Raw genomic sequence first — 19,952 nt, 5'->3', positions numbered from 1 at the left:
TCCGAAGGAAAGTTCGTACAGCATGATCAGACGGCTCCTGGCTGTCACAGTCTCCCGACAGTGCTAAGGTTCGGCCCTAGCTTTTGTATTTTCCCAAGGAAGCCTTTATGCCGGACGCTGCGTCCCTCAATGCTGGTTTTATGGTGGTTCAAAGCAACAGTCTGGATGAACTGCGTAGCCTGGTGATCAGCGTAATGCGGCACTACCCACTGGCGCCCTTGGAAAATGAAATAGCCTTGGTACAGAGCAACGGTATTGCTCAATGGCTGAAGCTCGCACTGGCTGAAGACCCTGAAGACGATGATATGGGTGGCTGCGGTATCGCGGCGGCAATCGATGTGCAGTTGCCGGGCAGTTTCATGTGGCAGCTCTATCGCATGGTCCTGGGCCGTGATGAAATCCCGGTCAAATCCCTGCTCGATAAAGCCCCGTTGACCTGGCGTCTGATGCGCCTGCTGCCGCAGTTGATCGACCAGCCGCATTTCGAACCCCTGCAGCGTTTCCTGACCCATGACACCGATTTACGTAAACGCTATCAATTGTCTGAGCGTTTGGCGGATCTGTTCGACCAATATCAGGTGTACCGCGCCGATTGGCTTGAGGATTGGGCGGAAGGCCGACATCAATTACGCAACGGCAGAGGCGAAGCCAAGGCCCTGACCGCGGCCAATTGCTGGCAAGCAGAACTGTGGCGTGCGCTGCTGCTGGATGTCGGAGAGCAAGGGATGGCGCAAAGCCGTGCTGGCGTCCACCAACGGTTTATCGAACGCATCAACAGTCTCGACGTGGCACCGGACGGATTACCGTCCCGAGTGATCGTTTTCGGCATTTCTTCGCTGCCCGCTCAAGCACTGGAAGCACTCGCTGGACTGGCTCGATTCAGCCAGGTCCTGCTCTGCGTCCACAACCCATGTCGTCACCATTGGGCAGACATCGTCGCCGATAAAGACCTGCTGCGGCACCAATACAAACGTCAGGCCCGCAAAAGCGGCATGCCGGTCGTCCTGGATCCGCAAACACTTCACCAACACGCTCATCCGTTGTTGGCCGCGTGGGGCAAGCAGGGGCGGGACTACATCAACCTGCTCGACAGCTATGACGATCCCGGCAGCTATCGCGCGGCTTTTCGCGACGGTCGCATCGACCTGTTCAGCGACAGCCAACCGCAAAACATGCTCAATCAGTTGCAAGACGACATCCTTGAGCTGCGCCCTTTAAGCGAGACCCGCGAGCATTGGCCTGCCGTCGATCTGCAGAACGATAAATCGATCCGTTTTCACATTGCCCATAGCGCTCAGCGGGAAGTGGAAATCCTCCATGATCAATTGCTTGAACGCTTCAGTGCCAACCCGGATTTAAGACCGCGCGACGTGATCGTGATGGTGCCCGATATCGACAGCTACGCGCCGCATATCCGCGCAGTGTTTGGCCAGCTGGAGCGCAATGACTCACGCTTTATTCCATTCACGCTTGCGGATCAGGGCCAGCGCGGTCGTGATCCACTGCTGATCGCTGTCGAACACTTGCTCAAGCTGCCGGACAGTCGCTTCCCGGTCAGCGAGATTCTCGATCTATTGGACGTACCCGCGCTCCGGGCTCGATTCGGCGTGGAAGAGCCTGACCTGCCAACCTTGCACCGCTGGATCGAAGGTGCCGGTATCCGCTGGGGCATGAATGCCGAGCAGCGAGCGGCCCTTGGTCTGCCGCAAGAACTGGAGCAAAACAGTTGGCGTTTCGGCCTGCGACGCATGCTGCTCGGTTATGCGGTCGGCAGCGCCAATGCCTGCGAAGGCATTGAACCCTATGACGAGATCGGTGGGTTGGATGCCGCGCTTATCGGTCCTTTGGTTGCACTGTTGGATGCGCTGGAGATCGCGCACCAGGAGCTCATGCAACCGGCTCCCCCAAAACAATGGGGCGTGCGGTTGCAAGGGTTGGTTCAGCTGTTTTTCAAGGCCAGCAACGAGCACGACGATTACTTGCTGGCTCAACTCGAAGAGCTGCGTGAAACGTGGCTCGATACCTGTGAATCTGTGGGATTGCAGGACGAATTACCGCTGACCGTCGTGCGCGAGGCGTGGCTGGCCGGTTTAGACCAGGGCCGCTTGTCCCAGCGCTTCCTCGCCGGTGCCGTCAACTTCTGCACCTTGATGCCCATGCGTGCGATCCCGTTCAAGCTGGTTTGCCTGCTCGGCATGAATGACGGTGATTACCCTCGCGCGCAACCACCGCTGGACTTCGACTTGATGGGCAGTGACTACCGCCCGGGCGATCGCTCCCGCCGCGAGGATGATCGCTACCTACTCCTGGAAGCGCTGCTGTCGGCACGCAATCAACTTTATATCAGCTGGGTAGGCCGGAGCATTCGTGATAACAGCGAGCGCCCGGCATCGGTGCTGATTGGCCAGTTACGCGATCATCTCGCCAGCGGTTGGCGGTTGAATGACGACGCCGATGACCTGCTTGAAGCGATGACGCAAGAACACCCCTTGCAACCCTTCAGTGCCCGCTACTTTCACGAAGGCGATGCGCTGTTCAGCTACGCCAGCGAATGGCAGGTGCTTCATCAGTCCAATGAGCAAACGACTGATATCGAGATTCTCGAACCCTACATTCAGGATGAACCACTGGGCCTGGGACAATTGCAGGATTTCCTGCGCAATCCCGTACGACATTTCTTCAGCCAGCGTCTCAAGGTGTTCTTTGAAGCGGCCGAAATCCCTTTGGCCGATGAGGAGCCTTTCGTCCTCGACGCGCTGCAACGCTACAGCCTCAGCGACAGTTTGCTCGAGGCGGCACTGAGCCAATTGGAACACTCCGATCAGGCGCTGGAAGCTCAGGCCATCCGCCTGCAAAACAGCGGCCTGCTGCCCATGGCCGGTTTCGGCGAATGCCTTCAACGAGAGCTGATCGAGCCGCTGCCGGATCTGTTGCAACGCTATCAACAACTCCTGTCGTTATGGCCAACGCCACTGACCAGCGCCTTGCCGGTGAGTCTGGAGCTGCACGGTTTGCGTCTTGAAGGCTGGCTCAGTGGCCTGCATCAACGCGCGGACGGAGGCATGCTGTCGATCACCACGATTCCCAACAGCATCGGTTCGATCAAGACCCGCAAGTGGCATCGACTGACGCGACCGTGGGTCAATCACCTGGTTGCCTGCGCCAGCGGCCTGTCGATGACTACCGCGCTGGTCGCCAGTGATGACACGCTACTGCTGGAACCTCTGGCGAAGGAGACGGCGCTTGAAGCGCTCGGTAATCTGCTGCTGGCCTGGCAAACGGGCATGCGCCAACCGCTGCCGATCGCGGTGAAAACTGCCTTCGCCTGGCTCAGTCAAACCGACCCGATCAAAGCTGAAGCTGCCGCTCGCAAGGCCTACGAAGGCGACGGTCAAACCACCGATGGCGAACGGCGTGAAAGTCCGGCGCTTGCCCGGCAATTCGCCGAGTACGACAGCCTAATTGCCGATGAGACCTTCCCCGATTGGTGCGACGCGTTATACCGGCCACTGCTCGACGCTCCTTGGCGTTCACTGACCAGCGAAGGCGCGCGCTCATGACCACGAAGACACCGCTGGCCCTGGCATTCCCCCTGCGCGGCAGTCAATTGATCGAGGCCAGCGCCGGCACCGGCAAGACCTTCACCATCTCCGCGCTTTACTTGCGTCTGGTCCTGGGCCACGGCGGCGAGTCGAGTGGTTTTGGACGTGAACTGCTGCCGCCGCAAATCCTCGTCGTGACCTTCACCGATGCTGCCACCAAAGAGCTGCGCGAACGCATTCGTACACGCCTGGCCGAAGCCGCGCGGTTTTTCCGGGATGAGATCCCCGCGCCCGATAGCCTGATTGCAGACTTGCGCGACCAATTCCTCCCCGAGCAATGGTCGGGTTGCGCAAACCGCCTGGATATCGCCGCTCAATGGATGGACGAGGCGGCCGTTTCGACCATCCACAGTTGGTGTCAGCGCATGCTGCGCGAGCATGCCTTCGATAGCGGCAGCCTGTTCACCCAGACCCTGGAAACCGATCATAGCGATCTGCTTGGCGAGGTACTGCGCGATTACTGGCGGCTGTTTTGTTACCCGATGCAAGGCGATGCGCTGAACTGGGTCCGTGGCAACTGGGGCGGCCCCGCGGCGTTGCTGCCACGAGTGCGCGGGTTGTTCGCCAGTGAGCGCGATAGCGTCGAAGGAAAAGCCCCCGCCGAACTCATCGCCGAGTGCCTGCACGAACGGCGCACAGCCCTGCTCGAACTCAAGATGCCCTGGCGCCAATGGGCGGACGAATTGCTTTTGCTCTGCCACCAGGGCGTGGCGAGCAAAAGCGTCGACGGGCGCAAGATGCAGGCGCGCTACTTCGAACCGTGGTTCGAAAAGATCAAGGCCTGGGCCGAAGACGAATCCCTGGAACAACTGGACATCGGCACCGGGTTCACCCGGCTGACCCCCGACGGCATGGCCGAAGCCTGGAAAGGCGAAGCGCCCCGTCACCCCGGGCTGGATGCGATGCCTGGTCTCAAGGCCAGTCTCGATGGTTTGCCGACGCCTGATGCTGCGGTGCTGCAACACGCCGCTCAGTGGGTCGGTGCGCGCTTCGAAGAGGAAAAACGTCGCCGTGCGGAAATGGGTTTCGACGACATGTTGCTGCGCCTCGATGCTGCCTTGCAGTCCGACGGTGGCGAGCGTCTGGCCACGCTGATTCGCGAACAGTTCCCGGTGGCGTTGATCGACGAATTCCAGGACACCGACCCGGTGCAGTACCGCATCTTCGAAAGCATTTATCGCATCGAAGACAACAACCCCGAGTGCGGCCTGTTCCTGATCGGTGACCCGAAGCAGGCGATCTACGCCTTTCGCGGTGCCGACATCTACACCTACCTGCGCGCCCGTCAGGCCACCACCGGCCGCTTGCATACGTTGGGCACCAACTTCCGTTCCAGCCATGGCATGGTCGACGCGGTGAACCATGTTTTTGAGCGTGCCGAGTCGCGTGAAACCGGGCGCGGAGCGTTCCTCTTTCGCGAGAAAAGCGGCGAAAACCCGGTTCCATTCCTGCCCGTTGAATCCCAGGGTCGCAAAGAAGTTCTGAGCGTTGACGGCCAGACTGTGCCAGCGCTGAACATCTGGCATCTGTCCGCCGATCAACCGCTGTCCGGCGTGGTGTACCGACAACAACTGGCCGCTGCCTGCGCCAGTGAAATCACCGCGTTGCTTAACGGCGGGCAACAAGGCCGGGCTGGGTTCACACAGGACGGCAAGGACTTCAGAGGCCTGCTGCCGGCGGACATCGCGATTCTGGTGCGCGACGGCAAAGAAGCCCAGGCTGTGCGCGGTGAACTCTCCGCCCGCGGTGTGCGCAGCGTTTATCTGTCGGACAAGGACTCGGTGTTCGCCGCCCAGGAAGCGCATGACCTGCTGACCTGGCTCAAGGCCTGCGCCGAGCCGGACGTCGAGCGTCCACTACGCGCCGCATTGGCCTGCATCACGCTGAACCTCTCACTGACTGAACTTGAGCGGCTGAACCAGGACGAACTCGCCTGGGAAGCGCGGGTCATGCAATTCCGTCGTTATCGCGAAATCTGGCGCAAGCAGGGCGTGCTGCCGATGCTCCGGCGTTTGCTGCATGACTTCCAATTGCCTCAGGCATTGATGACCCGCACCGACGGCGAGCGGGTCCTGACCAATCTGCTGCACCTGTCCGAGCTGTTGCAACAAGCCGCCGCCGAACTGGACGGCGAACAAGCCTTGATCCGCCATTTGTCCGAGCACCTGGCGCTGTCCGGCCAGGCGGGTGAAGAACAGATCCTGCGCCTGGAAAGCGACGAACAACTGGTCAAGGTCGTGACCATTCACAAGTCCAAGGGCCTCGAGTACCCGTTGGTGTTTCTACCCTTTATCTGCTCGGCGAAACCGGTGGACGGCAGTCGTTTGCCGCTGCATTACCACGACGCCACGGGCAAGGCGCAGGTGACGTTGAAACCGACTGCCGAGTTGATCGCCCTGGCCGATGACGAACGTCTGGCCGAGGATTTGCGTTTGCTCTATGTGGCACTGACGCGCGCGCAACACGCGTGCTGGCTTGGCGTGACTGACCTCAAACGCGGTAATAACAACAGCTCGGTGCTGCATTTGTCGGCATTGGGTTATCTGTTGGGCGGCGGCGCGGCATTGGCCGAGTCCGCCGGTCTGAAGCGTTGGCTGGAAGACCTGCAACAGGATTGTCCGGCGCTGACCTACGGTGAGATGCCTGAGGCAACCAGCGAGCACTACCATCCGCCGCGTAACGAAGCGACCTTGCTCGCGCCGTTGATTCCCAAGCGCAAGGCCAGCGAAAACTGGTGGATTGCCTCCTACAGCGCCTTGCGCATTGGCGACAGCATGAGCGGGGGCACGGACGAAGCGCCGGAGAGCCCGCAAGCGCAAAAGCTCTTCGACGATGAACGTCTCGACCCCGAAGCTCCGAGGGAAGTGATTACCGGCGGCGCGGACATTCACCGTTTTCCCCGTGGCCCGAACCCCGGCACCTTTCTTCATGGTTTGCTGGAATGGGCCGGTGACGAAGGCTTCAGCGCGACGCCGAAAGCCGTGGAAGACGCGGTTGGCCGGCGCTGCAATCGCCGGGGCTGGGAAGGCTGGATCATCACGTTGAGCGACTGGTTGCAGCACTTGCTCAAATCACCGCTGCACATCGGCGGCGGACAGCCCCCGGTGATCTTTGAGCAACTGACCCAGTACCGGGTCGAGATGGAGTTCTGGTTCGCCAGTCACAAGGTCGATGTGCTCAAGCTCGATGAACTGGTGCGCCAATTCACCCACAACGGCGTGGCCCGAGTGGCCGCCGAACCGGTGCTGCTCAATGGCATGTTCAAGGGTTTTATCGACCTGACGTTCGAGCACGACGGTCGCTACTACGTCGCCGACTACAAATCCAACTGGCTCGGCGTCGACGACGCGGCCTACACCGAGCAGGCCATGGAGCAGTCGATCCTCGATAACCGCTATGACCTGCAATACGTGTTGTACCTGTTGGCCCTGCATCGCCAGCTCAAGGCCCGGTTGCCCGACTACGATTACGACCGGCATGTCGGCGGCGCGTTGTACCTGTTCCTGCGCGGCACGCGAGCGGCCAGCCAAGGCGTGTATTTCGCCCGTCCGCCACGGGAATTGATCGAGCGTCTGGATCGTCTGTTCCAGGGCAAAGCGGGACCCAAGGCCGAGCCCGCCTGGGAACAGGGAGTACTGCTATGAGCCGCACCTTCGCCGATTTGCTGCCCACGCCACTGGCGGCGGAAAGCCTGGCCGACCTGGCACCGTTGACCCGCGCTGAAGACCTTTTACTGCTGCTCACTCGCTGGGTCGAACGCGGTTGGCTGCGGGCGCTGGACAAGGCGTTCGTTGCCTTTCTCCATGAACTCGCACCCGATGATGATCCACTGGTGTTGCTGGCGGCCGCGTTGACCAGTCACCAACTCGGCCACGGTCATGTGTGCCTGGATTTGTTCGAGACGCTCAAGGCGCCGGACTTCGCCCTGTCGCTGCCGCCGGAAGGCGATGTGCAAAGTGGCGCGATGTTGCTGCCGTCGCAATTGCTCGAAGCGCTGGACGGCGCTCACTGGTGCAAGGTGCTCGCCTCCAGCAGTCTGGTGGCGCTGGCGGTGGATGGTCGCGAGGCGGCTCAGCATCGGCCCTTGGTGCTGTCGGGCAAACGCCTGTACCTGCGCCGCTATTGGGCTTACGAACGGCGCATCGACAATGCCTTGCGTCAGCGTCTGTCAGAACATGAAGCCACACCAGCAGATTTGCTCCAGCGCTTGACCGGTTTGTTCGGCCCCGCCAAGCCTGGCGAGGTGATCGACTGGCAAAAACTCGCCTGTGCCCTGGCCACCCGCAGTGCGTTCAGTATCGTCACCGGCGGCCCGGGGACCGGCAAAACCACCACCGTGGTGCGTTTGCTGGCACTGCTCCAGGCGCCAGCCGTGGAGGCCGGCAAACCGCTGCGTATTCGTCTGGCCGCGCCCACCGGCAAGGCTGCCGCGCGACTGACGGAATCCATCAGTCAGCAAGTACAAACCCTGACCGTCGCAGAAGCGGTCAGGGACAAGATTCCTTCCGACGTCACCACCGTGCATCGCTTGTTGGGCAGTCGGCCCGGCACCCGGCACTTCCGTCACCACGCGGGTAATCGCTTGCCTCTGGATGTGTTGGTGGTGGATGAAGCGTCGATGATCGACCTGGAAATGATGGCCAACTTGCTCGATGCGTTGCCGGCCCATGCGCGTCTGGTGCTGCTCGGTGACAAGGACCAATTGGCCTCCGTGGAAGCGGGCGCGGTGCTGGGGGATTTGTGCCGCGACGCCGAGGCCGGTTGGTATAGCCCGCAGACCCGCCAGTGGCTGGAGGCTGTCAGCGGTGAAAGTCTTGAGGCCAGTGGCTTGCATGAAGACACCGCCGGCACTCATCCCTTGGCTCAGCAAGTGGTGATGTTGCGTCACTCCCGCCGATTTGGCGAAGGCAGCGGTATTGGTCAATTGGCCCGTTGGGTCAATCAACAACACCCCGATGAAGCTCGCAAGCTCTTGGCAGAACGCAGCTATAAAGATGTGTTTTCCCTGTCTCTCAAAGGTGAACAGGACAAGGCGCTGGAGCGTTTGCTGCTCGACGGCCATGACAACGGGCCACAAGGTTATCGGCATTACCTGAGTCTGCTGCGCAAGCAGCGGCCGCACCTCGACAGCCCCCTCGATGACAAGGGCTGGATCGAATGGGCGCGGCAAGTGTTGAATGCTTTCGATACTTTCCAGCTGCTGTGTGCTGTACGTAAAGGGCCGTGGGGCGTGGAAGGTCTCAATCAGCGGGTGACCGACGCCTTGCTCAAGGCCCGGCTAATCGACAGTGACCAGCAGTGGTACGAAGGCCGACCAGTGCTGATGACCCGCAACGACTATGGCCTGGGCTTGATGAACGGCGACATCGGCATCGCGCTCAAACTGCCGGAGCGCGACGGCCCCGAAGCGGGGAAACACGTGCTGCGCGTCGCTTTCCCGCGCAACGACGGCCAGGGCGGCGTGCGTTTTGTGTTGCCGAGCCGGCTCAACGATGTCGAGACGGTCTACGCGATGACCGTGCATAAATCCCAGGGCTCGGAGTTTGCCCATACGGCGTTGATCCTGCCGGACGCCCTGAACCCGGTACTGACCAAGGAGTTGATCTACACCGGAATCACCCGGGCCAAGGACTGGTTCACCCTGATCGAACCCCGTACCGGGGTGTTTGAAGAGGCGGTGCAACGCAAAGTGAAGCGTTTGAGCGGGCTGATGCTGGAGTGGGAGGAGGGCATTGAGTTTAGCGCTTAATATGCCAATCGGTTGACGACGTAAATCTGTCTGGAGCGCCCGGTTTTACAGCCTCGCGGGCGATTCGGTGCTGTGCTATCGTTGCGGCATTATCCCGCTGTAATCGAAGAGAATCCCTGCATGAAGTTGGCTGTCCGGGCGACAGAGAGCGTCATCGGCTGCAAGCGCATATTGCTTGTCGGCCTGCTCTGTTTGCTGACCGGAATCGCATCCGCTCAACCTGAAACCGCCGTCGGCATGGCCGATCAACGGGCCAAAGCGGTCACTCAAGTGGTACTCGGGATTCTCAGTTATGCGCGTTGGCCCGTGGAGCCTGCGCAGTTGCGCCTGTGCGTGGTCGGCCCGACCGAATACACCGACGATTTGGTCAAGGGTTCCACTCAAGCCACCGGTCGTCCTGTCACCGTACGACGTTTGCTGGCCGACAATCCGGCGATTGCAGGCGAGTGCGATGCGGTCTACATCGGCAAGTTGACCGCCGATGAACGCAGCCGCTTGTTCGCCTCATTAATCGGTCAACCGGTGTTGAGCATCAGCGAAAGCAGTGATCAGTGCACCGTCGGCAGCCTTTTCTGTCTGCGGGTCAGCGATGATCAAGTGTCCTTCGAGGTTAACCTCGACTCTGTCGCCCGCAGTGGCGTGCGCATTCACCCGAGCGTGTTGCAACTGTCGCGCCGCAAGCCGGCGGCGCCATGAGTCTATTCAAATCGGACAATCGCCCCACGTTGCGCTCGGTCATTGGTCGCGGCCATTTGATCGTCGCGCTGGTCGGCGTGGCCATGGCCAGTGTGTCGCTGACCTTGCTCGGGGTGCTGGCGTTGCGGGTCTATGCCGACCACAACCTGCACCTGATCGCACGCTCGATCAACTACACCGTGGAAGCCGCAGTGGTGTTCAACGACAAGGCTGCCGCCACCGAAGCGCTGGCACTGATTGCCTCCACCGAAGAAGTCGCCGATGCCCAGGTGCTCGACGAGCAAGGGGCGTTGCTCGCTCGCTGGCAGCGCCCGGAAACCGGGTTGTTCTCCGATCTTGAAGTGCAGATCGCCAAGGCTTTTCTGGAAAAACCCATCAGCATGCCCATCGTCCATCAGGGGCAGGAAATCGGCAGCATTCAGCTCACCGGTCACGGTGGCAGCCTGATGCGCTTTTTGCTCAGCGGTCTGATGGGGATTGTGTTGTGCACTGCGGTGAGTGCCTGGGTCGCGCTATACCTGGCGCGCCGGCAGCTTCGCGGCATCACCGGCCCGTTGCGCAGCCTGGCATTCGTGGCTCACGCCGCCCGCAGCGAACGCGCCTTCGACCAGCGCGTGCCGCCCGCCGCCATCGCCGAACTGGACAACCTCGGCAACGACTTCAATGCCTTGCTCGATGAACTCGAATCCTGGCAAACCCATCTGCAAAGCGAAAACGAAACCCTGGCTCACCAGGCCAGCCACGACAGCCTCACCGGGTTGCCGAACCGGGCATTTTTCGAAGGTCGACTGATTCGCGCGTTGCGCAATGCCCACAAGCTCAACGAGCGCGTGGCGGTGTTGTTTCTCGACAGCGACCGATTCAAGGAAATCAACGACAACTTCGGCCACGCCGCAGGCGATGCGGTGTTGGTGGCGGTGGCCACGCGGGTGCGTGCGCAGTTGCGTGAAGAGGACCTGGTGGCGCGCCTGGGCGGCGATGAGTTTGCCGTGCTGCTGACGCCGCTGCACAAGACCGAAGACGCCGAGCGGATTGCCGACAAGATTATTGCCAGCATGGAGATGCCGATTCAGTTGCCGGGCAATGCCTCAGTGTTGACCTCGCTCAGCATCGGCATTGCCGTCTATCCCGATCATGGCGCCACGCCCGGCGCTCTGCTCAACGCCGCCGACGCGGCGATGTATCAAGCCAAGCGCCTGTCCCGAGGCGCACAGCAAACGGCCGGGTCGGAGCACCCGGCCGTCCACGTTCAAACCAGGAGCTAATTTCTGTGTTCTCAATTCCTCAGCGTTCCCTGCGATTTTTCACCATCACCCTGTTCATGGCGCTACTCGCGCTGGCTGGGTGCCAAACGGCGCCGCAAAAAGGCCTGAGCCCGGCGCAGATTGCTGTGCTCAAGCAACAGGGCTTCGAGTTGACCGACGAGGGCTGGGCCTTTGGCCTGTCCGGTAAGGTGCTGTTTGGCAGTGACGTCGAAAGCCTGAATCCGCAAAGCACCGAAATCGTCCAGCGTATCGGCAAGGCGTTGCTGGGTGTCGGGATCGAGCGGGTGCGGGTCGATGGCCACACCGACGCCTCGGGTAAAGAAACCTACAACCAACAGCTGTCACTGCGTCGGGCGAAAAGCGTCGGCAAAGTGCTGACCGAAGTCGGAATGAAAGAACAGAACATCAAGCTGCAAGGGCTCGGAAGCAAAGATCCGGTGGCCTCCAACGACACACCGGCGGGGCGTACCGAGAATCGTCGGGTGTCGATTGTGGTGAGCGCCGACTAATCGGCGAACAGCATCTCCCGGGTTTCCCCCATCAACAGGCTTTGATTCTGCTCGGTCACTTCGCGGATGTAATCCCACAACAGGGTGATCCGCTTGAGCTTGCGCAGGTCCTCCCGGCAGTACATCCAGAACTGCCGGGTGATGTTGATCTCCGCCGGCAACACCGGCAGCAACCGAGGGTCCTGCGCCGCCAGGAAGCACGGCAAAATCGCCAGCGATCGCCCCTGCTGCGCCGCCACGAACTGCGCGATCACGCTGGTGCTGCGCAGGTTGGCGCTGGCGCCGGGCAGTACGTTCGCCAGGTACAGCAGCTCCGAGCTGAACGCCAGGTCATCGACATAACTGATGAATGAATGTTTGCCCAAATCGGCCGGGCGGCGGATCGGTGGGTGTTTGTCGAGATAATCCTGGGTCGCGTAGAGCTGCAATTTGTAGTCGCAGAGTTTGCAGCAGACGTACGGCCCGTGTTCAGGGCGTTCCAGGGCGATGACGATGTCCGCCTCGCGCTTGGACAGGCTGATGAAGTGTGGCAGCGGCAGGATGTCCACCGAGATCGCCGGGTAGGCATCGACGAAGTGGCTGAGCTGCGGCGTGATGAAGAAACTGCCGAAACCTTCGGTGCAACCCATGCGCACGTGCCCGGACAGCGCCACGCCGGAGCCGGAAACCTGCTCGCAAGCCATGTGCAACGTGCTTTCAATCGACTCGGCGTAACCCAGCAAACGCTGGCCTTCGGCGGTCAGGACGAAGCCGCTGGTCCGGGATTTTTCGAACAGCAACGTGCCCAACGCTGCTTCCAGCGAACTGATGCGCCGCGACACGGTGGTGTAGTCCACCGCCAGGCGCTTGGCCGCGGTGCTGGCCTTGCGGGTGCGGGCGACTTCGAGGAAAAACTTGAGGTCATCCCAGTTCAGTGAACCTAAAGACGTGATGTTTTTTTGCATGTTGGACCGGCTTTTATGTGCGTTCTTATTAGAAGTTTGCACATCTATACTCCAAAAACAGTCCGACAACCAATTCGCGACACACGCCTCATCTCAAGGCGACTTATCCGCCTTGGCTCCCCGCATAGCTTTCCAGATAAAAACAAGTATTGGAGACCAGCATGAACGCATCGCTCACGCCAAACGACACCACTGTCCAGAACGTAAAGCTGTTGATCGACGGCGAATGGGTCGAGTCCCAGACCACCGAATGGCACGACATCATCAACCCGGCGACCCAGCAAGTGCTGGCCAAGGTTCCGTTTGCCACGGCGCAGGAAGTTGATGCCGCCATCAGCGCCGCCCACCGCGCCTTCCAGACCTGGAAACTGACGCCGATCGGTGCGCGGATGCGCATCATGCTCAAGCTTCAGGCGTTGATTCGTGAACACTCCAAACGCATCGCCGTGGTGCTGAGTGCCGAACAGGGCAAAACCATTGCCGACGCTGAAGGCGATATTTTCCGAGGCCTGGAAGTGGTCGAGCACGCGTGCTCCATCGGCACCCTGCAAATGGGCGAATTCGCCGAGAACGTGGCGGGCGGCGTTGACACTTACACGCTGCGTCAGCCCATCGGCGTTTGCGCCGGCATCACGCCGTTCAACTTCCCGGCGATGATTCCGCTGTGGATGTTCCCGATGGCCATCGCCTGCGGCAACACTTTCGTGCTCAAGCCGTCCGAACAGGACCCGATGTCGACCATGCTGCTGGTGGAACTGGCGATCGAGGCTGGCGTTCCGGCTGGCGTGCTTAACGTGGTTCACGGCGGCAAAGACGTGGTGGACGCACTCTGCACCCACAAGGACATCAAGGCTGTTTCCTTCGTCGGTTCGACCGCCGTCGGTACTCACGTTTACGACCTGGCCGGCAAACACGGCAAACGCGTGCAATCGATGATGGGCGCCAAGAACCACGCCGTGGTGCTGCCGGATGCCAATCGCGAACAAACCCTCAATGCCTTGGTCGGCGCCGGTTTCGGTGCGGCCGGTCAGCGTTGCATGGCCACGTCAGTGGTGGTGCTGGTAGGCGCGGCCAAGCAATGGCTGCCGGACCTGAAAGCGCTGGCGCAGAAACTCAAGGTTAATGCCGGCAGCGAAGCGGGCACCGACGTCGGTCCGGTTATTTCGAAAAAGGCCAAGGCGCGGATTCTCGATCTGATCGAAAGCGGCATCAAGGAAGGCGCCAAGCTGGAACTGGATGGTCGCGACATCAGCGTGCCGGGCTTCGAGAAGGGCAACTTTGTCGGCCCGACCCTGTTCTCTGGCGTGACAACCGAGATGCAGATCTACACCCAGGAAATCTTCGGCCCGGTGCTGGTGGTACTGGAAGTCGACACCCTCGATCAGGCGATTGCCCTGGTCAACGCCAACCCGTTCGGCAACGGCACGGGCCTGTTCACCCAGAGCGGTGCAGCGGCGCGTAAATTCCAGAGCGAAATCGACGTCGGCCAAGTCGGCATCAACATCCCGATTCCGGTGCCGGTCCCGTTCTTCAGCTTCACCGGTTCCCGTGGTTCGAAACTCGGCGACCTCGGCCCGTATGGCAAGCAAGTGGTGCAGTTCTACACTCAGACCAAGACTGTCACCAGTCGCTGGTTCGATGACGACAGCGTCAACGACGGTGTGAACACCACCATCAACTTGCGTTAAGGAGCCGGACATGAAAATCGCTTTTATCGGTCTCGGCAACATGGGTGCGCCGATGGCGCGCAACCTGATCAAGGCTGGCCACGACCTGCGTCTGGTCGACCTGAACAAAACCGTGCTGGCCGAACTGGAGCAACTGGGCGGCAGCATCAGCGCCACGGCGCGGGACGCGGCACAAGGTGCGGAGCTGGTGATCACCATGCTGCCGGCAGCGGTGCATGTGCGCAGCGTATGGCTCGGTGAGGATGGTGTGCTCGCCGGTATCGGCAAAGGCGTGCCGGCGGTGGATTGCAGCACGATTGATCCACAAACGGCGCGCGACGTCGCGGCCGCTGCGGCCAAGCAAGGCGTGGCCATGGCCGATGCGCCGGTTTCCGGTGGCACGGGCGGTGCAGCGGCCGGGACGCTGACCTTTATGGTCGGTGCCACCCCTGAGCTGTTCGCCACCCTGCAACCGGTGTTGGCGCAGATGGGCCGCAATATTGTCCATTGCGGCGAAGTCGGCACCGGGCAAATCGCCAAGATCTGCAACAATTTGCTGCTAGCGATCTCTATGGTTGGCGTCAGTGAAGCCATGGCGTTGGGCGATGCGTTGGGGATCGACACGGGCGTGCTGGCCGGGATCATCAACAGTTCGACCGGGCGTTGCTGGAGTTCGGAAATGTACAACCCGTGGCCGGGCATCGTCGAAACGGCGCCGGCCTCGCGCGGTTACACCGGCGGTTTCGGGGCCGAACTGATGCTCAAGGACCTGGGGCTGGCCACGGAAGCGGCCCGTCAGGCGCACCAACCGGTGGTGCTCGGCGCGGTGGCGCAGCAGTTGTATCAGGCGATGAGCCAGCGTGGGGAAGGTGGGAAGGACTTCTCGGCGATCATCAATAGCTATCGCAAACCACAGTAAAACCCGGTGGGAGCGGGCTTGCTCGCGAAAGGGCCGGGACTTCAACATTGATGTTGACTGACCCACCGCTTTCGCGAGCAAGCCCGCTCCCACAGAGATTGCATGTACTTATCGATCTTTACCGAGAGACCACGTCGGGTGGTCTCTCGGATTTTTGCATCAGGCAAACACGAAATACTTACGCACAGTCTCGACCACTTCCCACGTGCCTTTCATCCCCGGCTCGATGACGAAGATATCCCCGGCGCGCAGGTGGATCGGCTCTTTGCCCTCAGGGGTGATGATGCAGTAACCCTCGCGGAAATCGCAGTATTCCCACTTCACGTATTCCACGTACCACTTGCCGGGTGTGCAGATCCAGGTGCCCATGATCTTGCTGCCGTCTTCGCTGGTGTAGGCGTTGAGGTTGACGGTGTGCGGGTCGCCTTCGAGTTTTTCCCATTTGCAGGCATCGAGCACCGGCAGTGGATGAGTGTCGCGAAGAACGGTGATAGGTGCGGTCATGTGGACTCCGGGCAAGTAGGCTGAAGAACTGAAGTCGCCACCCTATAGCGCCCGTCTCGCGGTCAGTTGTCTGTGCTCGACATTGAGCTGCTCAGAAACGCGCACTCGCCCCTAAGTTTTCCAGCGGACAATCGATCCAGGCCTGTTCGAGGCTGGCTTCGAACTCGATCAATTGCGTGTGCTGCTGCGACAGGGCGGCGATTCGCTCGGCGATCTCTTGCTTCTTGGCCGCAATGGCCTGCTGCGCCCGTTGCCACGGCGTCGCCGTGCCTTGATGCCCGGCGAAGATCACCTGCAACTCCTTGAGCCGGAAACCCAATTGCTGGGCGCATTTGATAAAGATCAGCAGGTCGACGCTTTGCTGGTCATAGACCCGGTAGTTGCCCTGACGCTGGGCGGGCGGCAGCAAGCCGATCGACTCGTAATGGCGGATGCTCTTGACGGTGGTGCCCGAACGTTGCGCGGCTTGGCCGATGTACATGAAAAGTCCCTTTTTGCCGTGGTACAGCCTGGCGCATTATCGGCAGACTCAACGGCTGGCGATAGCCTGGGCTTGCAGCAACCAGGCTGCGCGCTGGCGGACGCTGGAGCCGAGAATCGGTCCGAAGGTGAGTGTGCGCTTGGGTTCGATACCGCAAAAGGCCAGGGTGGTTTTGCGGATCTGATGCAGCCCGGGCATGCGATAGACCCAGCGGTAATACCAGGGTGGCGTGTCCATAGTGACCAGCAAGTGCGCGCTGCGACCCTGCAGGAGTTTGTCGGGGAAGGCTTTGCCTTCGCGGTACTTGAAGGCAAACCCGGGCAGGAACACCCGATCAAAAAAGCCCTTGAGCAACGCCGGAATCCCGCCCCACCAGATCGGATAAATCAGCGTCAGGTGTTCGGCCCACAGGATGTCGGCCTGAGCCTGGCGCAGGTCGGCTTCCAGCGGTTGGACCTGTTGATAGCCTTCACGCAGCACCGGATCGAAATCCAGTTGGCCAAGAAACAATTGCCGCACTTCATGTCCGGCACGTAACGCTGACTGGGCGTAGCGTTCGGCGAGCGCACCGCAAAAACTGTTACTCGACGGATGACCGAGAATCACCAGGATTTTTTTGCCCATCGTCTGCGTCCCTGAAGATGAAACCTCAAGGGTAAAGTCTGCCCCTCAGGGGAGAGTCAAGGCGCGCATCAGGGCTTGGGCATAACCGGGCAATGTGGCGAAATCCCGGGCGCAGAGCAATAGTTTACGTTTAGCCCAAGGCTCCATGAGTGCAATGCTTTTGAACGGCGCCGGGCTGCGCTCGACAGCGGCCAACGGCACGATGGCCAGCCCGGCGCCTCGGGCGACCATGCGCATCACGCCATCGAAACCGTCGGCGCGGATGCGGATTTGCATGCGCAGGCCCGCGTGCAGGGCCTGTTCCTCCAGATACACCGCCAACGCGCTGTTGGCGCCAAGTCCTACATAGTCGTGGTGCAAGGTGTCGCTGAAACTGACTGGGCCTGCGTCGGCCAAGGGATGGTCACTGGGCAGGATCAATACCAGCGGGTCGTCGCGGAACGCTTGGGTCTGTAGATCGCCGGTGTCCACGGCGTCGGAAACAATACCCAGATCCGCCGCGCCCTGGCGCAAGGCGTGGGTGATGCGGGTGCTGGGCAGTTCTTGCAAGTCTATGTCGAGGTTGGGGTGGTTGCGCAGGAAGTCCGCGAGCAACTCCGGCAGGTATTCGGTGATTGCCGTGGTGTTGCACAACAGTCGGACCTGGCCTTTGACACCCTTGGCGTAATCGGCGAGGTCCTGTTGCAGGCGTTCGGCCTGTTGCAGCAGCACCCGGGCGTGTTGCGCCAGGGCTTTGCCGGCGGGGGTTGGCGTGACACCCCGGCGACCGCGTTGCAAGAACTCAATACCTAGCGAGGCTTCCATGGCGCGGATGCGGGCGCTGGCGGCGGCCAGGGATAGATGCGTGCGGCTGGCGCCGGCGGTGATGTTGCCGGTGTCGAGGATGTTGAGGTAGAGACGCAGGTCGGTGAGGTCGAAGTGCATCGGGGTAGCCTTTGGAGGGTTGTTGTCTGGACGGGCCTCTTCGCGAGCAAGCCCGCTCCCACAGGGAAACGCGGTGCCCTTGTGGGAGCGGGCTTGCTCGCGAACGCGTCAGTCGCATCGACAAAGTCGTTCAGCCTCTCGCCAAACAAGAGGCACCCTCAGTATATGGCAGATTTTCAACACCACACCCGTGGCGCAGGATAGCCCCATGAATACACTCGCCGCGTTCTACCAAAACCTCGGTCTGGCCTTGTCCGTTCTGGTCATCGCCACCTTCCTGCTGGCCGGCATGATCAAGGGCGTGATCGGCCTCGGTCTGCCAACCATTGCCATGGGCCTGCTCGGTCTGGCTATGGCGCCGTCGCAGGCTGCGGCGCTGTTGATCATCCCCGCGACCCTGACCAACGTCTGGCAACTGGCGTTCGGTGGTCACCTGCAAGGCTTGATCAAACGCCTGTGGCCTATGCTGCTGGCGATTTTCATCGGCACCGGCGCCGGCACAGTGTGGATCGGCATGACCGGTGGGCATTGGGTGGTGCAGGGATTGGGCGCGGCGTTGTTGCTGTATGCCTTGAGCGGTTTGCTTCTGCCGACCTTACGCGTCGGCAGTCGCGCCGAACGTTGGCTCGGACCGGTCTGCGGCGTGCTGACGGGCGTCATCACCTCGGCCACCGGCGTGTTCGTGATCCCGGCGGTGCCGTACTTGCAAGCGCTGGGTTTGAACAAGGATGAACTGGTGCAGGCGCTGGGGCTGTCGTTCACCGTTTCAACTCTGGCGCTAGCCGGCGGCCTGTTCTGGCGCGGCGCGCTCGTTGGTGGCGAGTTGAGCGCTTCGCTGCTGGCGCTGATCCCGGCGGTACTCGGCATGTTGCTGGGGCAATGGTTGCGTCAGCGGATCAGCGCCGTGCTGTTCAAACGGGTGTTCTTCATTGGCCTGGGCGTACTCGGCGGCCACTTGCTGATCAGCGGCTAGCCGACGACAGGCTGAGCATGTCGATGGCGCGGATGTCGAAATCCCGCTCCAGGTAGTCCATGCGCTGATCGCGGAACTGCTTCATGTGCGGCAGATTCGAGTGCACATCCAGGTGGGCCTGGGACTGCCAGATCTCGTAGAAGATAAACAGTGTCGGGTCCTGCTGGTCGCGCAGCATGTGGTATTCAATGCAACCGGGTTCGGCGCGGCTCGGTTCGACATAGGCGCGAAACAGCGCTTCAAAGGCCTCGGATTTTTCCGGGCGGGTCTTGGCCATCAGGATGAAACCTTGCACGTCACTCATCGAAATCTCCTTCCAAGTTAAGAATCGGCGCAAGTCTATGGCAACAATCGACTGTCTATTCGTGCGTTTTGGTCAAATGTTTTTTGTGAAATCGAGGCTTATTCCGCGCGAGGCGGATGGCTAGTCTGCCGCCATCGAATTCCAACCTTCCGAGACCTCTCATGAAAAAAGTCCTCTTGCTCAACGGCGGCAAAAAGTTCGCCCACTCCGATGGCCGCTACAACACCACCCTGCACGACACCGCACTCAGCGTGCTGGATCGCGGCGGTCTGGATGTGAAGACCACGTTCATTGACGAGGGCTACGACCTCGCGGAAGAAGTCGCCAAGTTTGTCTGGGCCGACGTGATCATTTACCAGATGCCAGGCTGGTGGATGGGCGCGCCGTGGACTGTGAAGAAGTACATCGACGAAGTCTTCACCGAAGGCCACGGCAGCCTCTACGCCAGTGATGGCCGTACCCGTTCCGACGCGTCGCAAAAGTACGGCAGCGGTGGTTTGTTGCAGGGCAAGCAATACATGTTGTCCCTGACCTGGAACGCGCCGCAGCAAGCCTTCGACGACCCGACCGACTTCTTCGAAGCCAAAGGCGTGGACGCGGTGTACTTCCCGTTCCACAAGGCCAACACCTTCCTCGGCATGACCGGTTTGCCGACCTTTTTGTGCGTGGACGTGATGAAACGCCCGGACATCGAAGGCGATGTGAAGCGCTATGAGCAGCATTTGACTGAGGTGTTTGGGCTGTCGGTATAAGTTTTCCGGCTACTATCCGTCGCAACGGCGGGAGAGATC

The 19,952-nt window shown here is 60.8% G+C and carries 16 protein-coding genes; 10 read left to right on the top strand and 6 right to left on the bottom strand.

From position 1 onward, the window contains the following. Positions 1–107: 107 nt before the first annotated feature. The 6 genes from recC to HB680_RS24010 all read left to right on the top strand — a co-directional run bounded on the left by recC (position 108) and on the right by HB680_RS24010 (position 11,821). Positions 108–3,560: an exodeoxyribonuclease V subunit gamma gene (gene recC / locus HB680_RS24035; protein ID WP_213940939.1), complete on the top strand. Its 3,453-nt coding sequence runs from the start codon at positions 108–110 to the stop codon at positions 3,558–3,560. After that, positions 3,557–7,246: an exodeoxyribonuclease V subunit beta gene (recB, locus tag HB680_RS24030; RefSeq protein WP_213940938.1), complete on the top strand. Its 3,690-nt coding sequence runs from the start codon at positions 3,557–3,559 to the stop codon at positions 7,244–7,246. Before recC ends, recB begins: the two co-directional genes overlap by 4 nt. After that, positions 7,243–9,351 carry an exodeoxyribonuclease V subunit alpha gene (recD, locus tag HB680_RS24025; RefSeq protein ID WP_213940937.1) on the top strand — a complete coding sequence of 703 codons (2,109 nt, stop codon included), beginning with the start codon at positions 7,243–7,245 and terminating at the stop codon, positions 9,349–9,351. Before recB ends, recD begins: the two co-directional genes overlap by 4 nt. Before the next feature lie 120 nt (positions 9,352–9,471). Then, positions 9,472–10,047 (top strand): YfiR family protein, encoded by a 576-nt coding sequence (locus HB680_RS24020; protein ID WP_213940936.1) that lies wholly within the window; start codon positions 9,472–9,474, stop codon positions 10,045–10,047. Continuing rightward, a complete protein-coding gene (locus tag HB680_RS24015) occupies positions 10,044–11,312 on the top strand; it encodes a diguanylate cyclase (protein ID WP_213940935.1) in 1,269 nt (422 codons plus the stop codon). The genes HB680_RS24020 and HB680_RS24015 overlap by 4 nt, the downstream gene beginning before the upstream one ends. A 56-nt stretch (positions 11,313–11,368) precedes the next feature. Next, positions 11,369–11,821 (top strand): OmpA family protein, encoded by a 453-nt coding sequence (locus tag HB680_RS24010; protein ID WP_213940942.1) that lies wholly within the window; start codon positions 11,369–11,371, stop codon positions 11,819–11,821. On the opposite strand, the gene HB680_RS24005 is transcribed toward HB680_RS24010, so the two are convergent. Beyond that, positions 11,818–12,765, bottom strand: coding sequence for a LysR family transcriptional regulator (locus HB680_RS24005; RefSeq protein WP_213940934.1), 948 nt, complete (start codon positions 12,763–12,765; stop codon positions 11,818–11,820). The genes HB680_RS24010 and HB680_RS24005 overlap by 4 nt on opposite strands. A 161-nt stretch (positions 12,766–12,926) precedes the next feature. Between HB680_RS24005 and HB680_RS24000 the strand changes: the two genes are divergently transcribed. Further along, a complete protein-coding gene (locus tag HB680_RS24000) occupies positions 12,927–14,453 on the top strand; it encodes a CoA-acylating methylmalonate-semialdehyde dehydrogenase (RefSeq protein WP_213940933.1) in 1,527 nt (508 codons plus the stop codon). Between the two features lie 10 nt (positions 14,454–14,463). After that, positions 14,464–15,351 carry a 3-hydroxyisobutyrate dehydrogenase gene (gene mmsB / locus HB680_RS23995; RefSeq protein ID WP_213940932.1) on the top strand — a complete coding sequence of 296 codons (888 nt, stop codon included), beginning with the start codon at positions 14,464–14,466 and terminating at the stop codon, positions 15,349–15,351. Between the two features lie 159 nt (positions 15,352–15,510). Here the strand turns inward: mmsB and HB680_RS23990 are convergent, their stop codons facing one another. The 4 genes from HB680_RS23990 to HB680_RS23975 all read right to left on the bottom strand — a co-directional run bounded on the left by HB680_RS23990 (position 15,511) and on the right by HB680_RS23975 (position 17,884). Further along, complete coding sequence (locus HB680_RS23990) at positions 15,511–15,855, bottom strand: cupin domain-containing protein (protein WP_007946320.1); 345 nt, start codon at positions 15,853–15,855, stop codon at positions 15,511–15,513. Positions 15,856–15,946: 91 nt separating this feature from the next. Then, positions 15,947–16,336 carry a MerR family transcriptional regulator gene (locus HB680_RS23985; protein ID WP_213940931.1) on the bottom strand — a complete coding sequence of 130 codons (390 nt, stop codon included), beginning with the start codon at positions 16,334–16,336 and terminating at the stop codon, positions 15,947–15,949. A gap of 48 nt (positions 16,337–16,384) precedes the next feature. Beyond that, positions 16,385–16,960, bottom strand: coding sequence for an NAD(P)H-dependent oxidoreductase (locus tag HB680_RS23980; protein ID WP_213940930.1), 576 nt, complete (start codon positions 16,958–16,960; stop codon positions 16,385–16,387). 45 nt (positions 16,961–17,005) lie between these two features. After that, on the bottom strand, positions 17,006–17,884 hold the full coding sequence (locus tag HB680_RS23975; RefSeq protein ID WP_213940929.1) for a LysR substrate-binding domain-containing protein: 879 nt from the start codon (positions 17,882–17,884) through the stop codon (positions 17,006–17,008). A 208-nt stretch (positions 17,885–18,092) separates the two neighbouring features. On the opposite strand from HB680_RS23975, the gene HB680_RS23970 reads away from it, so the two are divergent. Then, on the top strand, positions 18,093–18,857 hold the full coding sequence (locus HB680_RS23970; protein ID WP_213940928.1) for a sulfite exporter TauE/SafE family protein: 765 nt from the start codon (positions 18,093–18,095) through the stop codon (positions 18,855–18,857). Here the strand turns inward: HB680_RS23970 and HB680_RS23965 are convergent. Further along, complete coding sequence (locus tag HB680_RS23965; protein ID WP_213940927.1) at positions 18,847–19,161, bottom strand: putative quinol monooxygenase; 315 nt, start codon at positions 19,159–19,161, stop codon at positions 18,847–18,849. The two genes, HB680_RS23970 and HB680_RS23965, sit on opposite strands and share 11 nt — an antisense overlap. Before the next feature lie 161 nt (positions 19,162–19,322). Here HB680_RS23965 and HB680_RS23960 point away from each other — a divergent pair, with 161 nt between their 5' ends. After that, positions 19,323–19,913, top strand: coding sequence for an NAD(P)H-dependent oxidoreductase (locus HB680_RS23960; protein ID WP_213940926.1), 591 nt, complete (start codon positions 19,323–19,325; stop codon positions 19,911–19,913). Positions 19,914–19,952: the final 39 nt, after the last annotated feature.

This window comes from Pseudomonas sp. dw_612, from assembly GCF_018449725.1.
Lineage (GTDB): Bacteria > Pseudomonadota > Gammaproteobacteria > Pseudomonadales > Pseudomonadaceae > Aquipseudomonas.
This window is presented reverse-complemented; position numbering and strand designations above follow the sequence as displayed.

Coding starts and splice junctions, on each gene's coding strand:
- HB680_RS24010 (WP_213940942.1), top strand. CDS start 11,369: ATGGCGCTACTCGCGCTGGCTGGGTGCCAAACGGCGCCGCAAAAAGGC.
- HB680_RS23960 (WP_213940926.1), top strand. CDS start 19,323: ATGAAAAAAGTCCTCTTGCTCAACGGCGGCAAAAAGTTCGCCCACTCC.
- HB680_RS23970 (WP_213940928.1), top strand. CDS start 18,093: ATGAATACACTCGCCGCGTTCTACCAAAACCTCGGTCTGGCCTTGTCC.
- HB680_RS24020 (WP_213940936.1), top strand. CDS start 9,472: ATGAAGTTGGCTGTCCGGGCGACAGAGAGCGTCATCGGCTGCAAGCGC.
- HB680_RS24000 (WP_213940933.1), top strand. CDS start 12,927: ATGAACGCATCGCTCACGCCAAACGACACCACTGTCCAGAACGTAAAG.
- recD (WP_213940937.1), top strand. CDS start 7,243: ATGAGCCGCACCTTCGCCGATTTGCTGCCCACGCCACTGGCGGCGGAA.
- recB (WP_213940938.1), top strand. CDS start 3,557: ATGACCACGAAGACACCGCTGGCCCTGGCATTCCCCCTGCGCGGCAGT.
- mmsB (WP_213940932.1), top strand. CDS start 14,464: ATGAAAATCGCTTTTATCGGTCTCGGCAACATGGGTGCGCCGATGGCG.
- HB680_RS23980 (WP_213940930.1), bottom strand. CDS start 16,960: ATGGGCAAAAAAATCCTGGTGATTCTCGGTCATCCGTCGAGTAACAGT.
- HB680_RS24005 (WP_213940934.1), bottom strand. CDS start 12,765: ATGCAAAAAAACATCACGTCTTTAGGTTCACTGAACTGGGATGACCTC.
- HB680_RS24015 (WP_213940935.1), top strand. CDS start 10,044: ATGAGTCTATTCAAATCGGACAATCGCCCCACGTTGCGCTCGGTCATT.
- HB680_RS23990 (WP_007946320.1), bottom strand. CDS start 15,855: ATGACCGCACCTATCACCGTTCTTCGCGACACTCATCCACTGCCGGTG.
- HB680_RS23985 (WP_213940931.1), bottom strand. CDS start 16,336: ATGTACATCGGCCAAGCCGCGCAACGTTCGGGCACCACCGTCAAGAGC.
- HB680_RS23975 (WP_213940929.1), bottom strand. CDS start 17,884: ATGCACTTCGACCTCACCGACCTGCGTCTCTACCTCAACATCCTCGAC.
- HB680_RS23965 (WP_213940927.1), bottom strand. CDS start 19,161: ATGAGTGACGTGCAAGGTTTCATCCTGATGGCCAAGACCCGCCCGGAA.
- recC (WP_213940939.1), top strand. CDS start 108: ATGCCGGACGCTGCGTCCCTCAATGCTGGTTTTATGGTGGTTCAAAGC.